16 protein-coding genes are annotated in these 17,986 nt (G+C 36.7%); all 16 read left to right on the top strand.

The window, feature by feature from the left end:
• The first annotated feature begins 15 nt into the window (after positions 1-15).
• The 16 genes from ispG (at position 16) to JJE29_00540 (ending at position 17,968) form a co-directional block, all read left to right on the top strand.
• Positions 16-1,074, top strand: coding sequence for a flavodoxin-dependent (E)-4-hydroxy-3-methylbut-2-enyl-diphosphate synthase (gene ispG, locus JJE29_00615; GenBank protein MBK5251139.1), 1,059 nt, complete (start codon positions 16-18; stop codon positions 1,072-1,074).
• Between the two features lie 15 nt (positions 1,075-1,089).
• A complete protein-coding gene (locus JJE29_00610; GenBank protein MBK5251138.1) occupies positions 1,090-5,262 on the top strand; it encodes a PolC-type DNA polymerase III in 4,173 nt (1,390 codons plus the stop codon).
• A gap of 93 nt (positions 5,263-5,355) precedes the next feature.
• The gene (locus tag JJE29_00605; GenBank protein MBK5251137.1) at positions 5,356-5,817 is read left to right on the top strand and encodes a ribosome maturation factor RimP; all 462 of its coding nucleotides are present in this window, start codon (positions 5,356-5,358) and stop codon (positions 5,815-5,817) included.
• Positions 5,818-5,831: 14 nt separating this feature from the next.
• Complete coding sequence (nusA, locus tag JJE29_00600; GenBank protein ID MBK5251136.1) at positions 5,832-6,965, top strand: transcription termination/antitermination protein NusA; 1,134 nt, start codon at positions 5,832-5,834, stop codon at positions 6,963-6,965.
• A 48-nt stretch (positions 6,966-7,013) separates the two neighbouring features.
• A complete protein-coding gene (locus JJE29_00595) occupies positions 7,014-7,289 on the top strand; it encodes a YlxR family protein (GenBank protein MBK5251135.1) in 276 nt (91 codons plus the stop codon).
• Positions 7,276-7,614 carry a ribosomal L7Ae/L30e/S12e/Gadd45 family protein gene (locus JJE29_00590; protein MBK5251134.1) on the top strand — a complete coding sequence of 113 codons (339 nt, stop codon included), beginning with the start codon at positions 7,276-7,278 and terminating at the stop codon, positions 7,612-7,614. The genes JJE29_00595 and JJE29_00590 overlap by 14 nt, the downstream gene beginning before the upstream one ends.
• Positions 7,615-7,628: 14 nt before the next feature.
• On the top strand, positions 7,629-9,596 hold the full coding sequence (gene infB / locus JJE29_00585) for a translation initiation factor IF-2 (protein MBK5251133.1): 1,968 nt from the start codon (positions 7,629-7,631) through the stop codon (positions 9,594-9,596).
• Positions 9,597-9,607: 11 nt separating this feature from the next.
• Positions 9,608-9,955: a 30S ribosome-binding factor RbfA gene (gene rbfA, locus JJE29_00580; protein ID MBK5251132.1), complete on the top strand. Its 348-nt coding sequence runs from the start codon at positions 9,608-9,610 to the stop codon at positions 9,953-9,955.
• Position 9,956: 1 nt separating this feature from the next.
• On the top strand, positions 9,957-10,907 hold the full coding sequence (locus tag JJE29_00575; GenBank protein MBK5251131.1) for a bifunctional oligoribonuclease/PAP phosphatase NrnA: 951 nt from the start codon (positions 9,957-9,959) through the stop codon (positions 10,905-10,907).
• On the top strand, positions 10,897-11,784 hold the full coding sequence (gene truB / locus JJE29_00570) for a tRNA pseudouridine(55) synthase TruB (protein MBK5251130.1): 888 nt from the start codon (positions 10,897-10,899) through the stop codon (positions 11,782-11,784). Before JJE29_00575 ends, truB begins: the two co-directional genes overlap by 11 nt.
• Positions 11,785-11,798: 14 nt before the next feature.
• A complete protein-coding gene (locus tag JJE29_00565) occupies positions 11,799-12,752 on the top strand; it encodes a bifunctional riboflavin kinase/FAD synthetase (GenBank protein ID MBK5251129.1) in 954 nt (317 codons plus the stop codon).
• 94 nt (positions 12,753-12,846) lie between these two features.
• Positions 12,847-13,116 (top strand): 30S ribosomal protein S15, encoded by a 270-nt coding sequence (rpsO, locus tag JJE29_00560; GenBank protein ID MBK5251128.1) that lies wholly within the window; start codon positions 12,847-12,849, stop codon positions 13,114-13,116.
• A gap of 117 nt (positions 13,117-13,233) precedes the next feature.
• Positions 13,234-15,333, top strand: coding sequence for a polyribonucleotide nucleotidyltransferase (pnp, locus tag JJE29_00555; protein ID MBK5251127.1), 2,100 nt, complete (start codon positions 13,234-13,236; stop codon positions 15,331-15,333).
• Between the two features lie 79 nt (positions 15,334-15,412).
• Positions 15,413-15,844, top strand: a complete 432-nt coding sequence (dut, locus tag JJE29_00550; GenBank protein ID MBK5251126.1) for a dUTP diphosphatase — start codon at positions 15,413-15,415, stop codon at positions 15,842-15,844.
• 12 nt (positions 15,845-15,856) lie between these two features.
• Positions 15,857-17,068 (top strand): aspartate kinase, encoded by a 1,212-nt coding sequence (locus JJE29_00545; GenBank protein ID MBK5251125.1) that lies wholly within the window; start codon positions 15,857-15,859, stop codon positions 17,066-17,068.
• Positions 17,069-17,083: 15 nt separating this feature from the next.
• Positions 17,084-17,968, top strand: a complete 885-nt coding sequence (locus JJE29_00540; protein ID MBK5251124.1) for a YicC family protein — start codon at positions 17,084-17,086, stop codon at positions 17,966-17,968.
• Positions 17,969-17,986: the final 18 nt, after the last annotated feature.

Genomic DNA, 17,986 nt, shown 5'->3' with positions numbered 1-17,986 from the left:
AGGGAGAGTAACATGATAGAAAGGCATAAAACAAACAAGGTATTTTGTGGCTGCGTACCAATTGGCGGAGATAGCAAGATTACAATACAGTCAATGACAAATACCAAGACATGGGATGTGGAAAATACCGTAGAACAAATTAAAAGTCTTGGAAATGCAGGGTGCGAGATAATCAGATTGGCAATACCGGATATGAAATCTGCAGAAGCATTACGTGAAATAAAAAGACGCATAGATATGCCCATCATAGCTGATATACATTTTGATTATGCCTTGGCTTTGGCTGCCGTTGAAAACGGCGCAGACAAAATCAGAATCAACCCAGGCAATATAGTCAGAGAAGAGAATCTAAAACGCATAGCATGCGCATGTATGAAAAAAAATGTGCCTATACGAATTGGGGTAAATTCCGGATCGCTAAGCGGTAATATACGGAAAAGGTATAAACATGCAACGGTTGATGCAATAACTGAAAGCGCTCTGGAATACATAGAACTATTCGAGGGTTTCGGATTTGAAGATTTGATTCTTTCTGTAAAATCTTCGGATGTTTTGACTACAGTCGAATCGTATAGAAGACTTTCAAGCAAAACAAAATATCCTCTTCATATAGGTGTAACCGAGGCAGGAACATTCTTCAAAGGAACAGTGAAATCCTCAATTGGCATAGGAAGTCTTCTTCTTGACGGCATAGGAGATACATTGCGTGTATCTATAACCGGTGATCCGGTTAATGAAATTAAAATAGCGAAGGAAATACTCAGCACATTGGGAATACGCAATTATGGTTATAAAATAGTATCATGTCCTACATGCGGAAGGACGTCAATAGATTTGGAAAAATTGGTCAACGCAGTTGAGAAAAAACTTGTTGAAGAACACCTTGAAAATAAAAATATTACAATTGCAGTAATGGGATGCGAAGTAAATGGACCGGGAGAAGCAAAAGAAGCAGATATTGGAATCGCCGCATCTAAAGGGAAGATATTTGTTTTCAAAGAAGGTGAAACAATAGGCAGTGCATCTCCGGATAAAGTATTGGAACTGCTTATTGACGAGATCAAGAAAATGTAAGGGAGTACTTTAAGCATGGAGAAACCTTTTGCAATAAATTCAATCGACATAAAGAAAATCAATTATTCAAAGAAATCAAAACAGCTTTATGTGTTTCTAAGTGAACCTTGCGATAACCAAAAAGCTGAAGCATTAAAAACCCATCTTAAAAAAGAGTTGGGTTTTTTGAATGAAATAAAGCTAATTTTCAATCCCAAACCCAAGAAACAACTTGATTTATTAAAGGAATTCACTCTAAACTATAAAAAATCATTTCCATACTTAAGCGGCATCATATCAAAAATGGAATTGAAAGATATGGCCGAAGAAAGTGCCACGCTGTGCATATATTTAAAGGTGGACAATGATATAAATAGAAGCAGAATAAAACAAGTACTAAAACGAAAATACAGCGGGATAATACCTGACATTTCTTTCATAAATGATGAAAATGAAAATATTTTTCAAACAGAAACGGAAAAGGAAATTGAAATTAAAGAGGCTATAAGTGATTTTTCATCAGTTGGCAACGCAAAAAACTTTGGAGGCAAGTCAAACTATAAATTAAAGGGAAAAGTCGCTTCAATAAGCGATGCTCTCCTTAAAGAAGAAAGCTCTGTCCTCGTGGAAGGAATTATTATTTTCAAAGACAGAAAGGTACTAAAAAGCGGGAAAAATCTTGAAATTGTACATTTAACAGATCATAAAAATACTTTGGCAGCAAAACAATTTTTAGAGGCTAAAGATAAAGGTTTTGGGAATATTGAAATAGGCGAAGCGGTCAGAATAAAAGGCTATATGCGGTATGACAAATTCGAAAGAGAAAATATACTATTCACAAACTCTTTTGAAAAAATCCCTAAAACAGATAATCGAAAAGATACTGAATCTATAAAAAGAATCGAGCTTCATTGCCATACAAATATGAGTAGTATGGATGGAGTTTCTTCAACCGAATCACTCTTCAAAAAAGCTTCTGAAATGGGGCACAAAGCCTTGGCTATAACAGATCACGGAGTTGTTCAGGCTTTCCCGGACGCATATAAATATAGCGAAAAATATAAGGTAAAAGCAATTTATGGAATGGAAGGCTATCTAGTTAACGATGACGTTAAGATTATTATTGCAAACCAAGATGCGAGTAGTGGGATATCCATAGAAGATACATTTGTTGTTTTTGATATAGAAACTACTGGGCTTTCTTTTAGTAATGACCGCATAACTGAAATAGGTGCAGTAAAAATAAAAAATGGATGCATAGTAGATTCAATAAATTTGTTGATAAATCCGCAAAAGTCAATACCTCAAAATATTCAGGAATTAACCGGAATCACTGATGAAACCGTAAAAAATTCTCCAACCTTCAAGGAAATTGCAAACAAACTGAAAGAATATTTTGGAAACAATCCAATAGTTGCCCACAACGCTTTGTTTGACTATACATTTATTAGAAATGAAATGGAAGCTTGCGAATCCTCAATTGATAATACGGTTATTGATACCTTAGAAATGGCTAAGATGATTTTTCCGGATTATACGCGCTACAATTTGAAAACGTTGTGCAAACGCTTGAAAATTAATCTTGAAAACCACCATCGTGCATCGGATGATGCTATGGCTACTGCCGAACTTTTCAAAATAATGCTCGAGAAATATGATGGTGATTGTCTTGATTGCATAAATGAAGAAGCAAGAAGAAAAATTGATTTCAAAAAATCCAACACTTATCATGTAACATTGTATGCAAAAAATAAAAAAGGACTTCGCAATTTGTACGAACTTGTAACGATGTCTCATATAGATTACTTTTACAAGAAGCCAAGAATTGTAAAAAGTGAATTATCGAAAAAGAGAGAGGGAATCCTTGTTGGCAGCGCATGCGAGTCCGGAGAATTATTTAGAGCTATTCTTGAACAGAAGAAAGATGATGAATTGAACAAAATCATTTCTTTTTATGATTTTACTGAAGTGCAACCGCTTGAAAATAACCGTTTTCTTATTGAAAACAAGATAGTTTCCGGTTTAGAAGACTTGATTGCAATAAACAAAAAAATAATACAAATGAGCAATGATAATGACAAAATTGTAGTTGCAACAGGCGATGTACATTTTGTCGAACCTGAAAATGCAATTAACCGCGAAATATTGATGAGCGGACAAGGATTCTCAGATTCAGGAAATCAACCGCCCTTATATCTAAAAACAACCGATGAAATGTTGGATGATTTCAGCTATCTGGGACAGGATAAAGCAAAAGAGCTTGTTATTGAAAATCCCGAAAAAATAAATAATCTCATTGAAAACATAATACCCATACCATTGGAAACATTTCCACCGGAAATATCAGGCTCGGAAGAAGAATTGAGAAAAATGTGCTATAAAAAGGCCATACGGCTTTATGGAAATCCGCTTCCTCAGATTCTCGAAAAAAGACTCGAAAGAGAGCTTCAATCAATAATCGGAAACGGATATTCGGTAATGTATATCATTGCTCAAAAGCTTGTAGCAAAATCACTTAATGACGGATACCTTGTAGGTTCAAGGGGTTCTGTGGGTTCATCCCTTGCCGCAACAATGAGTGGTATCACAGAGGTTAACCCGCTGCCTCCTCATTACCTATGCAGCAAATGCAATTTCAGCGAATTTTTAGATGGCGACGACTATGGAAGCGGTATAGATCTTCCTCCAAAAAAATGTCCGGTATGTGGAACATTAATGCAAAAAGATGGGCAAAACATACCTTTTGAAGTATTTTTAGGCTTTGAAGGAGACAAAGAACCGGATATTGACTTGAATTTCGCAGGTGAATACCAAGCCGTTGCGCATAAATATACAGAAGAACTATTTGGAAAGGGAAAGGTTTTCAAAGCAGGAACAATTGGCACTATAGCAACGAAAACAGCTTATGGATTTGTAAAAAAATACATGGAAGAAAACGATAGACACGTTTCCAAATATGAAATAAACCGTTTACTGGAAGGCTGTACCGGCGTCAAGAGAACCACGGGGCAGCATCCGGGCGGTATTATGGTAGTTCCTCATTATAAAGACATACATGAGTTTACGCCAATCCAAAAGCCGGCTAATGACAGCAATTCAGATGTAATTACAACACATTTCGACTATCATGCAATAAGCGGGAGATTGTTAAAGCTAGATATATTGGGGCATGATGCACCATCAACTCTTAAGTTTCTTCAAGAATTGACAGGATTGGATCCGGTAGGAATTCCTCTTGACGATAAAAAAACAATGAGTTTGTTTACAAGTGTCGATGCTTTGAATTTAGTTGAAAACAAGGATTACTTTGACATGGGATCGATTGGAATTCCGGAATTCGGGACAAAATTTGTAAGGCAAATGCTTGCGGATACCAAACCAACAACTTTTTCGGAATTGGTTAGGATAAGCGGACTTTCTCATGGCACAGATGTTTGGGTAAACAATGCTCAAGACCTTGTAAAAACAGGCGTGGCGGAATTAAAAGACGTAATATCAACCAGAGATGACATAATGAACTATCTTATACAAAAAGGGCTACCAAACAAGAACGCTTTCACAATTATGGAGAATGTAAGAAAGGGACGAGGATTGAGAGAAGAGGATGTTGTTTTAATGAAAGAATCCAATGTGCCCGGATGGTATATTGATTCATGCAATAAAATAAAGTACATGTTCCCAAAGGCGCATGCTGCTGCATATGTGATGATGTCATTTCGCATTGCATATTTCAAGGTACACCATCCCTTGGCTTTTTATGCTACGTATTTCACAAACAAGGTTGTAGATTTCGACGCTGAACTAATTTGTAAGGGTCTATCGCATATAAAAAAAAGAATGAAAGAATTGAGCAGTAATTCAAGCGATTTGAAACAAAAGGAAAAAGACCAGCTTACAGTACTTGAGGTTGCTTATGAAATGTACAGCCGCGGATACTCTTTTAGCAATATCGATATTTATAAATCCGAACCTAAAAGATTCAGCATTGTAGGTGAAAGTTTATTGTGCCCGCTGCTTAGTTTGCAAGGGTTGGGAGAAACTGCAGCCTATAGTTTGGCTAAAGAAAGAGAGAAAGAGCCCTTCCTTTCTCTTGAAGACATTAGAACAAGAACCAAGCTTTCAAAAAAAATAATTGAAAAATTAAGGGAAAATCGCTGTATGGAAGTGCTTCCCGAAACAAATCAGCTGCAAATGTTCGGTTTGCAATAGACGAAGGAGTGTGTTAAACTTAGCATATAAAGTATGTGTGCTTTAAAGAGTGGGTTGGCCCACTCTTTATTCTGTTTATAAGGAGGGAATAAAATGGCAAGGAAAAAAGTAAGCGAGTTAACAAAAGAAATTTTGTTGCCTTTTATTAAGCAAAACGATTACGAATTGGTTGGAATTGAGTTTGTAAAAGAAGGAAAGGAACGTTATCTAAGAGTATATATAGATAAGCCTTCCGGTATCGACATGAGTGACTGCCAGATAGTAAGCGAATACCTTAGTAGTCATCTTGATAAAACCGACCCAATTGAAGAGAATTATTTTCTTGAAGTTTCTTCTCCGGGAGTTGAAAGAGTTTTAAAAAGCGATCATGAATTTATCAAATATTCCGGTGAAATTGTGGAAATAAAACTATTCCAGCCAATAAACGGCAAAAAGCTTTTAAAAGGTGAGTTGTTGGGATTGGAAAACAATGAATTGGAAGTAAATGTGGAGGGAACCAAGTTGTCCATCCCAAAAGATAAAATCGCTAAAGTCAAGAAAGTATTTGAATTCTGATGGGAGGTAAAATAATGAAAAATGATTTGATTGAAGCAATTAAGCAAATAGAAAAGGACAAGGGTATTGATCAGCAGATTTTGCTTGACGCAATTGAAGTTGCGTTAATCACGGCATACAAAAAATATTTTGGTCCTTCGCAAAATGTTAGAGTAGTCATTAATGATGAAACCGGAAATGTCATGGTGTATTCGCAAATTTCCGTAGTCGAAAAGGTTGAAGACCCCGGTTCTGAAATTAAATTAGAAGAAGCAAAAAAAATAAATGATGCATTTGAAATAGGCGATGTCGTCGAAAAAGAAGTCACCCCTAAAGATTTCGGCAGAATCGCAGCTCAAACAGCAAAACAAGTCGTCGTTCAACGAATACGAGAGGCCGAACGCAATGTCATATTCAATGAATTCGTAAATCGCGAATCGGAGATTGTAACAGGCGTAGTACAGCGTTTCAGTAGAGGAGTCACATTCATTAATCTTGGCAAAATAGAAGCTCTTCTCCTCCAAAGTGAGCAAATCCAAAGGGAAGAATATAATCAAGGAGATAGAATAAAGACATATATAACCGAGGTTAAGAATACGACCAAGGGTCCACAGGTTCTTGTTTCTCGGACTCATCCGGGTTTGGTGAAAAGACTTTTCGAATTGGAAGTACCCGAAATTCATGATGGAATTGTAGAAGTCAAAAGTATTTCAAGAGAAGCTGGTTCAAGAACAAAAATTGCTGTGTATTCTTCTGATGAAAATGTCGATCCGGTCGGTGCATGTGTTGGTCAAAGGGGAGCTAGAGTTCAAAATATCGTTAATGAACTGAATGGAGAAAAAATTGATATCATTAAGTGGAGCGATGATCCGAGAGAATTCATTGCAAATGCACTAAGCCCTTCTAAGGTAACCAAAGTCGATGTTGGAGAATCTGAAAGGTCTGCCACAGTTGTGGTTCCCGATTACCAACTTTCACTGGCAATTGGAAAAGAGGGACAAAATGCAAGGCTTGCTGCAAAACTAACAGGATGGAAAATTGACATAAAGAGCGAATCGCAATATGGAGATATAAATAAAAATGACATCATTGCTGCTAAGAATGATGAATCCTTTGAACTTAATGATTCAAAGGAAGGAATTGTTTCCAGTAATTTGGATAAGGAATAAGACAAGTATTAACATTATGTATTTTTTAAGTATAGGAGGCGCATTTCCATGAAAAAAAAGAGGTTACCATTAAGAAAATGCATAGGATGCGGCCAGCAATTCGGCAAAAAAGAAATGATAAGGATTGTAAAGAACAAAGAAAATAATATAGAGGTTGATTTTGCAGGAAAAGCACATGGAAGAGGGGCTTATGTTTGTCCCAATGAGGAATGTATAGAAAAACTAAGAAAAAGCAAGGCGCTTAATAGAGCTTTCTCCATGGAAGTTAAAAACGAAATATATGATATAATAATTGATGAGATTAGAAAAAATGTCAGAGAATAATCAAGAAAATGAAAACCAACAAAAAATTCTCACTTATATCCGTCTCGCAAGAAAATCCGGAGATTTGATTGCCGGTTTTGATGCCTGCGTAAATGAAAGCAAAAAAGGAAATTTAAGATTAATAATAGCAGCAAAAGATATTTCTCAAGGATCATTACGAAACTTGAAAAACAAATGCAATAAAAAATCAACTATAATTATTTTTGAACACAGCTCTATTTTAAATAAAGAAACCGGGCTGTCAAATAAAAAGGTGTTTGGTATCCGCAATGAAAATCTTGCTTATGCCATAAAAAAGTACTATGAATTGTACAGGAAGAGTTAATTGGAGGTGTTGATTTGTCGAAAATACGAGTATACCAGCTTGCAAAAGAACTGGAAATCGGCAACAAAGAATTGATAGAAGAGCTACATGGATTGGGAATCGATGCAACTAATCACATGAGTTCATTGAGTAGCGAAGAAGCAACCATGGTAGTAGAACTGCTTTCTTCGGAAACAGCTTCAAATACCAAAAAAACGGTAGAAATCGATAACCGCGACAATATCGATATGAAAAAAGTGAAGGTCGGAAATACAATAATCGTAAGTGCATTGTCGGAAATACTTGAAGAGCAGCCCAATAATCTGATAGTCAATTTGATGTCTAAAGGAATAATGGCTTCCATCAATCAAGAAGTGCCGTTTGAAACTGCGGCTTTAATTGCCAAAAATGACTATGGAATCCTTCTTGAAAAAGAAGACGAAGAAGAAGAAGAAGAGTTCTTCATTGATCAGGGCGAAGATAACCCAGATGATTATGAAAAACGCTCGCCTGTTGTAACTGTAATGGGGCATGTAGACCATGGTAAAACTTCTTTATTGGATGCAATTAGAAAAACCAAGGTGACTGATGGCGAGGCAGGCGGAATAACGCAACACATCGGTGCTTCTGAAGTATACATTAATAATCAAAAAATTGTTTTTCTTGATACACCAGGACATGAAGCATTTACATCACTAAGGGCAAGAGGTGCAAAGATAACCGATATTGCTGTGCTTGTAGTAGCTGCCGACGATGGAGTGATGCCTCAGACAATGGAAGCTATAAATCATGCAAAAGCTGCTGATGTTCCAATAATTGTTGCGATAAACAAAATAGACAAAGATAATGCAAACCCCGATAAAGTTAAAAAAGAGCTTGCGGACAATAATCTGCTTATTGAAGAATGGGGCGGCAGTACAATATGCGTTGAAGTTTCAGCAATCAAAGGAACTGGCATTGATGAATTACTTGAGATGATTGTTTTGGTTGCTGATATGCAAGAACTTAAGGCAAATCCAAAAAGAGTCGCTTCCGGAGTTATAATAGAAGCGCGTCTTGACAAGGGACGAGGTCCGGTAGCTACCGTACTTATCCAAAACGGTACGCTAAAGGTATCGGACGCATTGGTAGCAGGTGCTTGCCACGGAAAAATACGAGCTATGGTAAATGACAAAGGAAATCGTATCAAAAAAGCAAAACCTGCAACTGCGGTAGAAATCATTGGTTTGTCTGATGTACCCACAGCTGGCGAAAAATTCTATGTAGTTGAAGATGATAAAAAAGCAAGGAATATTGCCGATGAAAGACGTATGGTTCTAAGAGAAGCCAATTTGAGAAGTGTGCAAAATGTAACATTGGAAAACCTTTTCGAAAAAATACAAGAAGGCAATGTTAAGGAATTAAATATAATCGTTAAAGCAGATGCGCAGGGATCGGTAGAAGCAATTAGACAATCACTAGGGAAAATCGAATCTGACGAAGTGAATGTAAATATGATTCATGGCGCTGTCGGTACAATAAACGAGTCCGATATACTATTGGCTTCGGCATCAAGTGCTATAATAATTGGATTCAATGTAAGGCCTGCTCCATCGGTGGCAGCAATAGCCAAAAATGAAGGTATTGAAATTAAAACTTACAGAATTATTTATGAAGCCCTTGAGGATATTGAATCTGCTATCAAAGGAATGCTCGATCCTATTTATAAAGAAGAGGTTATTGGAAATGCAGAAGTTAGATTGACATTCAAAGTTCCTAATATTGGATTTATCGCTGGCTCATATGTAACAAATGGGAGAATCGCGAGAAATGCTAAAGCTAGAATTGTAAGAGATGGAATCATCATACATGAAGGCGAAATCAGTTCTCTCAGAAGGTTCAAGGATGATGCCAAAGAAGTGCAAACAGGATTTGAATGCGGTATTGGTATTAAGAATTTTAATGACATAAAAGTTGGCGACACAATAGAAGCATTTCAAATTGTAGAGGTAAAGAGAGATTAGAAGGTGTGAAAATGAAGGTTAAAAGAACACAGAGAGTTTCAGAAGAAATAAAAAAAATAGTTGCGGGTCTTTTGCTTAACGGAATAAAAGACCCGGGAATACCAAAACTAACAAGCGTAACACATGTTGAAACTACTGGGGATTACCGGTTTGTTTTCATATATATAAGCGCTTATGACAGTAACCGTTCCGATACTGAAATTGTTAACTCATTGAACAAGGCAAAGGGTTTCTTCCGTAGGGAAATAGGAAAAGAACTTAAGTTAAGATATACTCCTGAACCCATTTTCAAGGAAGACAGTTCCATAAAGAACGGTATAAGGATGAGCCAGATTATAGATGGACTAGGAAAGGGCTAAAATGTTTACTGATATAGTCAAGCGAATACAAAAAGCTGAAAAAATTCTTATTATTCCACATATAATGCCTGACGGGGATACGATAGGTTCATCAATTGCTTTAAAATTAGCGCTTCAAAACATGGGTAAAATTGCTTGCGTTCATAACATCGATCCGTTGCCTGACGACATTTCGTTCATCGGAACGGAATGTCTTTCAGATGCAACGGATTTTGTTGCATCTGCAGATTTGGCTATATCGGTAGATGCAAGTGACAAGAATCGCCTTTCCATTCCATTTGAAACAATAAGCGGATTGGATCTTATTAACATCGATCACCACAGAACAAATGATAATTATGGAATTCTTAATATTGTAATTCCCGATGCAGCCGCTACGGGAGAAATAATCTATCGATTGATTCAATCCATGGGAATCGAAATAACTAACGAAATGGCAGAAAGTCTTTATATAGCGATTGCAACCGATACAGGACGTTTTTTATATAGCAATACTAGTTCCGAAACAATGAAAATCGTAGCCGATCTTCTCCAAAAAGGTATAGATATAGACAATTTAAATATCCAGCTTTATCAAAATCAATCTTTCGACAAGGTCATGTTTGAAGCCGAGGCACTCCTTTCTATGAAATTGTATTATGCAAATCATGTTTCGATGATTTGCATCAATAAATCGCTTTTTGAAAAGAACGGAGTAAATCATACAGCTTCTGATGGAATAGTTGAACGAGCAAGAAATATAAGCGGAGTAGACATCTCCTTATTACTAAAAGAAGTTGGGGATACTGTCAAAGTCAGCATGCGCTCAAAAGGAAATTTTGATGTTTCAAAAATCGCTGAAGTATTCGGCGGAGGAGGACACATTAACGCTGCGGGCTTCGTTTCGAAATTCCCTATGGAAAAAACCAGTAGATTGCTAATCGAAGAGGTAGGAACTCAAAATGGCTTCTAATTCATATGTCAATGGCATTGTAAATGTTGTTAAACCTCCACACATGACATCTCATGATGTGGTAAATCATATAAGACGTTCGCATAACCAAAGCAAGGTTGGACATACTGGGACGTTGGATCCTATGGCATGTGGATTGATGACCATATGTTTAGGAAAGGCCACAAAAATATCTGAATATATGCTTTCAGAAGATAAGGTATACAGAGCTGAAATAACTTTTGGAATATCTACGGACACTCAAGATATTTGGGGGAAAATTCTAGAAGAATCAGATTCCTTTCCTACAAAAGACGAATTTTTAAAAGCTTTGGAACCCTTTAGGGGAAAAATACTTCAAAAGCCGCCTATGTTTTCAGCGGTTAAACATAAAGGAAAAAAACTTTATGAATTAGCTAGAGAAGGCATAACAGTAGAAAGAAAATTGCGTGAAATTGAAATAAAGTCCTTGGAACTTATAAGTTTCGAAAAAACCAAGGCAATGATTGATGTCCATTGTTCAAAAGGAACTTATATCAGAACACTTTGCAATGATATAGGCGAAAATTTAGGATGTGGAGCCGTAATGTCATTTCTTCTACGAATCAAATCAGGGCCTTTTCATTTGAACGATGCCGTACCTTATGACCATGAAAACCTTTTAGAAAAGACAATAGAAATTGATAAAGCATTATATGCATTAAGAGAAATCCATGTGGATGATTCTTCTTACATGCAGCTTTTTAATGGGAACACAATAATCGTACCGCTTAAGCATGAAGAAGGGGATTCTTATAAAGTTTATTCCGGAGATAAATTTGTTGGAATAGGCAAAGTCTTTTCCATTGATCAAAAAGATAAAACCGAATGCGTTAAAATTGATAAACTGCTTGTATGAATCAGGAGAGAATGATGAAATTATACAAAACTTTCAGTGAAATAAACGATATATATGAAAATACTGCCGTTGCACTGGGCACATTCGACGGATTCCATATAGGGCATGACAAACTTATTATGACATTAATTGAAATTTCAGAAATAAACAACCTTAAAAGCATTTTATATACATTCTCAAACCACCCAAGGGATTTGTTTACAGGAATAAGAAAACGACCCAAATTAATAATAAGCTCTGACCAAAAGATTGATATAATACAAAGATACAACCCAAGCTATTTGTTGTATCTAAAATTCGACGATTATCACAAGAATATTGAAGCTGAAGAATTCATTGAGGAAATACTTATTGGGAAGCTCAAAATGAAGTACATAATAGTAGGCTATGATTGGAAGTTTGGCAAGAAAGCTGAGGGAGATGTAAATCTTTTAAAAACATATGAATCAAAAGGATTCTTCAAGGTGAAAGTTATTGAACCGATAAGAATCAATGGGCAGATTGTAAGCAGCACTCTTATTAGAAAGCATCTTGAAGAGGGACGTGTTGAAAAGGCAAATGAATTTTTAGGACGTCCATACGAACTTCAAGGCCATGTAGTACACGGAAAAAGTAATGGCAAAAAGATTGGTTTTCCTACCGCCAATCTTTCGAAAGAAACCAATTATTGCTCGGTTAAAGAGGGGGTTTATGTAACTCTTTTAACCGTTAATAATAAGAATTATAAAAGTGTTACAAAAGTAGGAAAAAATGTTTCATTCGATGACGATGAGTGTTCGGTTGAAACGCATATTTTAGATTTCGACGAAAATATTTATGGGGAAAAAATTTCTGTGAAATTTCTTGCTAGAATAAGAGACCAGATTAAATTCAATTCATTAAGTCATCTTTCCGATAGAATTAGAAAAGATGTCGATTTTTCGAGGAATTATTTTGAAAACATTTACTTTAAGGACCAATTATGTTAGTATAGATTGCACGCGATTGAAACTCTTGCTTTGTTAGACGAATCACCGACGTCATACAAGGCTGGGGCGGATAAAAAACGGAGGTGAAAATAATATGTCAATGACAAAAGAAACGAAACTCGGTATAATCAATGAGTATAAAACTCACGAAAACGATACGGGTTCCGCTGAAGTGCAAGTCGCTATTCTTACTCATGAAATCAACAGCTTGAATGAACATCTTAAGGAGCATAAGAAGGACTTCCACTCGAGAAGAGGCTTGCTTAAAATGGTTGGTCGCAGGAGAAACATGCTGAACTATTTGAAATGCAAGGATATCGAAAGGTATAGAACACTCATTAAAAAACTTGGCCTGAGAAAATAATTATGAGCGGGATTGTCCCGCTCTATTATTTTATACTCTCAAATAAAGGGAAATGCTCAATAAAATAGAATTGATTATAAATAATAAAATAATGAAAAGCTTTACAAGGAGGAAACTATGATAAGAAACTTCAAAACTGAAATAGCCGGCAGAACGCTGGAAGTTGAAGTGGGTAGGGTAGCCGAGCAAGCTAATGGTGCTGCTTGGTTGAAATATGGCGATACTGTAGTCTTTGTTACTGCATGTACATCCAAATCGTCCAGAGAAGGTATCGATTTTTTCCCGCTGAGCGTAGAATATCAGGAAAAATTATATGCTGTAGGAAAAATTCCCGGCGGATTCATTAAGAGGGAAAGCCGCCCTTCTGAAAAAGCGATACTAACAGATCGCTTGATCGATAGGCCTATAAGACCGCTGTTTCCTGACGGATTCAGGAATGAAGTACAAGTTGTGGCTACACTTTTGTCAGTAGACCAAAATTGTGCTCCAGATATAGTTGCGATGATTGGATCTTCAATTGCTCTAAGCATTTCGGACATACCATTTGCAGGTCCTACAGCATCGGTTTTTGTTGGATTAATCGACGATGAATTGATTATTAACCCAACTAGTGAACAAACTGAAAAATCAGATTTGCATTTGGTTGTATCCGGCACTGAAGAAGCCATTATGATGGTCGAAGCCGGAGCAAATGAAGTGTCAGAGGAAAAAGTTCTTGAAGCTATATTGTACGGGCATGAAGAGATTAAGAAAATTGTTCGATTCATAAATGAAATCGTTGCTGAAGTGGGAAAAGAAAAAATGGAAATCAAGTTGTTCAAACCTGACGAAGAAATAAAAAGAGAAATTTTCGATTTCGGTTTTGATAGATTGAAAGAAGCCGTCAAAACAGTAGACAAGCAGGAACGCAAGGAAAAAATGGATGAAGTTCAAGCCGTAGTATTTGACGAATTCATAAAAAAATATCCTGAAAATAAGAATGACATAAATAGCATAATAAAAAGTATGATGAAAAAAGTTGTAAGAGGTATGATTTCAAAGGATAAGATAAGGCCTGATAACAGAGCTCTTACCGAGGTAAGAGAAATAACCTGTAATGTTGGACTCTTGCCAAGAACCCATGGTTCAGGACTCTTCACTAGAGGTCAAACACAGGCTCTTTCGATAACAACACTTGGAGCCTTGGGTGACGCTCAAAGACTCGACGGCATAGGCCTTGAGGAAACAAAAAGATACATGCATCATTACAATTTTCCGCCTTTCTCAGTTGGAGAAGCCGGTTTTATGAGAGGACCAAACAGGAGAGCAATTGGTCATGGTGCTTTGGCTGAAAGAGCGTTGTTGCCAGTTATCCCTTCAGAGGAAGAATTCCCATATGCAATACGTGTGGTTTCCGAGGTGTTGAGTTCAAACGGAAGCTCATCTCAAGCAAGTGTATGTGGAAGCACACTCTCGCTTCTTGATGCAGGCGTTCCGCTCAAAAAGCCGGTAGCAGGAATAGCAATGGGTCTTATAAAGGAAGACGATGATATATCCATTCTTACAGACATACAGGGCCTTGAGGATTTTCTTGGAGACATGGATTTCAAGGTTGCAGGAACAAAGGATGGAATCACTGCAATACAGATGGATATAAAAATTCATGGCATTAATCGCGAAATCCTTGCAACCGCATTGAAACAAGCAAGAGATGGAAGACTATTTATAATGGACAAGATGAATGAAATAATTTCAGAGCCGCGAGTTGAAATGTCAGCGTATGCTCCAAGAGTATTCAGCATGATGGTTAATCCCGAAAAAATTCGAGATATCATCGGACCTGGAGGAAAAGTTATTAACAGAATAATAGCCGAAACCGGCGCCAAGATGGACATTGACGACAGCGGGCGTGTTTTGATAACTGCAACCGATGAAGCAAGCGGAAAACAAGCACTGAAATCCGTAGAAGACATTGTTAAAGATGTCGAAGTAGGAGAAGTTTATAATGGCAAGATTGTAAAAATAATGCCTTTTGGAGCATTTGTGCAACTCCTTCCCGGAAAAGACGGACTTTGCCATATATCCCAATTGACAGCTGAAAGACTCGAAAAAGTTGAAGACAAGTTTAAGGTTGGAGATGAAATAAGAGTCATAGTAAAAGAAATCGACAAAATGGGAAGAATAAATTTGTCAAGAAAAGCCTTGTTAGAAAAAGAAGATGACAATAAAAAATCATAGCATGACTTCGGTCATGCTTTTTTTTACCATTTCATTCCTTGTTTATGCTAAAATATAAAAAAAGATAAGGAGAGTTTGCATGAAATTAAAAATAGTTAATAAGTCAAGTTTCAAATTGCCGGAATATAAAACATTGGATTCCGCAGGTATGGATCTAAAAGCGTTTCTTGCAGATTCCATTACTATTAAGTCTCTTCAAAGAACATTGATTTCAACCGGGCTCTTCATTGAAATACCAAAGGGATTCGAAGGTCAGATAAGGGCAAGAAGCGGGCTTGCCATAAAACATGGAATAAGCCTTGTAAACGGAATAGGAACTATCGATAGTGATTATCGCGGAGAACTCAAAATAGCGATAGTAAATTTAAGCAATGAACCGTTCACCATCCATAATGGCGACCGAGTTGCTCAATTGGTAATAAACAAATATGAGCGAGTCGATTTGATTGAAGTAGAGACAATTGACGAAACCGAAAGAGGAACCGGCGGATTTGGATCTACCGGCATTTAGGAGATTCATACCATGAATGAAAACATAGCTGTAATGAAATTTGGAGGCACATCTCTAAAAACATTTGAGCAAAGACATGCCGCAGCACTTAGGGTTATAGAAATGAAGCATTCTGGAAAGTCTCCTGTTGTAGTAGTTTCAGCAATGGGAAGATTAAGCGATTCCTATGCTACTGATACACTTATAAATATGCTAATAGACGAAAATCCGGATGCTTCAAGATGCAACATGGATATGATTGCTTCCTGCGGAGAAATAATTTCTGCAGCCATCTTATCTGAAACAATACGGAAAATGGGATATGAATCCATAGCTCTTAATGGCAGCCAGGCAGGAATTCATACAGATTCACGCTTTAGAGAAGCGAATGTTGAAAGCATGGACCCTGAAAATATTCTCAAATGGATTGATAAAGACTATATTGTCATTGTCACCGGTTTCCAAGGCATAGATCCGAATGGTTTTTTTACAACGCTCGGCCGAGGTGGAAGTGATTATTCTGCCGTGGTTTTGGCTAAATCCTTAAATATGAAAAAGGTTTATATACTCAAGGATGTTTCGGGAGTTTTAACCGCTGATCCCAAAATAACAAACAAAGCACATTTAATTGAAACTCTTTCTTATGACGAATTATGCGAAATGTCAAAAAGCGGGGCAAAAGTCGTGAATTTCAAAGCTGTATCCTATGCTAAGGAAAACGGTATTGCATTGTTTGTAAAATCTTTATTTTCTCCAATCGGTATTCATGGAACAGTGATAACAGAATCAAAAGAAATTGATTCCCCATATTCTAAAGAGAAACTTTTGACTGCTATTGTTTCTAAGGATGGACTCATCCAATACAATCTCAGTGTAAAATCAAGCTCTACCATTCTTGATTTGCTTAAACGCTTATCTGAAAATGAAATTAGCATTGATATGATAAATTTATGCAAGAATAGTCAATATTTTGCAATCGACGAAGAAAAACAAAAACTCGCTGATTCGATTCTTGCTAATTTAAAAATTAAATATGATCTGCGGCGAGAATGCTCAAAGCTTACAATTGTAGGGCAAGCAATACATGGAGTCCCCGGAATTATGTCAAGCCTTCTATACTCGCTTGACAACATTGGCATAGATGTCTTTCAGACATCGGATTCTAATACGACAATATCGCTAATAATTGACAGCTGCGATGTAAAAGCAGCCACGGAAAAAATCCATGACGTTTTCAAACTTTAAAAGGAGGACGGTATATTGATTAAGAGCATGACTGGGTATGGAAGAGGAGAATATAAGGACGATGGCATTTCTTTAACGGCCGAAATAAAAACCCTTAATCATAAATACAACGATATTATTATAAAATTGCCCAAAAAACTGTCTTTGTTTGAAGAAAAAGCACGAAATCTAATTAAAGAAAAAATAACCAGGGGAAGAATTGAAATCTACGTTCACATAGATGAAGCAAAGGGCGGAGATGTTCAAATCAAGCCCAATTTTGAACTATTAGACAAATTAATTGAAGCCTTTGAGGGTATAAATAATAAATACGAATTACAAAAAACAGTCGGCATCGAGCACTTGATGAAATTTGATGATATCCTTACAATAGAACCAGTTGAGGAAGATCTTGATTTGTTATGGATAAAATTGGAATCATGCATTTCTAATGCCTTGCTTAATCTCATGGAGATGAGACAGAATGAGGGAAATCGGATTTCTGTCGATATCATGGAAAGAGTGGGCTTTGTAAGAACATATGTGGATGGAATTAACAAAAGAGTGCCTGATGTAGTGGAAGAATACAAAGAAAAACTTAATCAAAGAATAAACGAGTTGCTTAAGGATTCGGGAACCAAGATAGATGAGAGCCGCCTTGCTTTAGAAGTAGCAGTTTATGCAGACCGAAGCGATATTACTGAAGAAATTGTCCGAATGAGATCCCATTTGGAAGAACTTGAAAAAATACCTTCAGAAACTGAACCTATAGGCAGGAAATTGGATTTTTTGATGCAGGAAATGAATCGCGAGGTAAACACCATGGGGTCTAAATCACAGGACAATACAATAACAAGCCTAGTAATAGAACTCAAGAGCGAATTATCAAAAATCAGGGAACAAATACAGAATATCGAATAAAATTATAGAGGAGTTGCT

It is taken from the genome of Peptostreptococcaceae bacterium (assembly GCA_016649995.1).
GTDB lineage: Bacteria > Bacillota > Clostridia > Peptostreptococcales > BM714 > BM714.
This window is presented reverse-complemented; position numbering and strand designations above follow the sequence as displayed.

Coding starts and splice junctions, on each gene's coding strand:
- JJE29_00610 (MBK5251138.1), top strand. CDS start 1,090: ATGGAGAAACCTTTTGCAATAAATTCAATCGACATAAAGAAAATCAAT.
- JJE29_00605 (MBK5251137.1), top strand. CDS start 5,356: ATGGCAAGGAAAAAAGTAAGCGAGTTAACAAAAGAAATTTTGTTGCCT.
- nusA (MBK5251136.1), top strand. CDS start 5,832: ATGAAAAATGATTTGATTGAAGCAATTAAGCAAATAGAAAAGGACAAG.
- JJE29_00595 (MBK5251135.1), top strand. CDS start 7,014: ATGAAAAAAAAGAGGTTACCATTAAGAAAATGCATAGGATGCGGCCAG.
- JJE29_00590 (MBK5251134.1), top strand. CDS start 7,276: ATGTCAGAGAATAATCAAGAAAATGAAAACCAACAAAAAATTCTCACT.
- rbfA (MBK5251132.1), top strand. CDS start 9,608: ATGAAGGTTAAAAGAACACAGAGAGTTTCAGAAGAAATAAAAAAAATA.
- JJE29_00575 (MBK5251131.1), top strand. CDS start 9,957: ATGTTTACTGATATAGTCAAGCGAATACAAAAAGCTGAAAAAATTCTT.
- truB (MBK5251130.1), top strand. CDS start 10,897: ATGGCTTCTAATTCATATGTCAATGGCATTGTAAATGTTGTTAAACCT.
- JJE29_00565 (MBK5251129.1), top strand. CDS start 11,799: ATGAAATTATACAAAACTTTCAGTGAAATAAACGATATATATGAAAAT.
- rpsO (MBK5251128.1), top strand. CDS start 12,847: ATGTCAATGACAAAAGAAACGAAACTCGGTATAATCAATGAGTATAAA.
- pnp (MBK5251127.1), top strand. CDS start 13,234: ATGATAAGAAACTTCAAAACTGAAATAGCCGGCAGAACGCTGGAAGTT.
- dut (MBK5251126.1), top strand. CDS start 15,413: ATGAAATTAAAAATAGTTAATAAGTCAAGTTTCAAATTGCCGGAATAT.
- JJE29_00545 (MBK5251125.1), top strand. CDS start 15,857: ATGAATGAAAACATAGCTGTAATGAAATTTGGAGGCACATCTCTAAAA.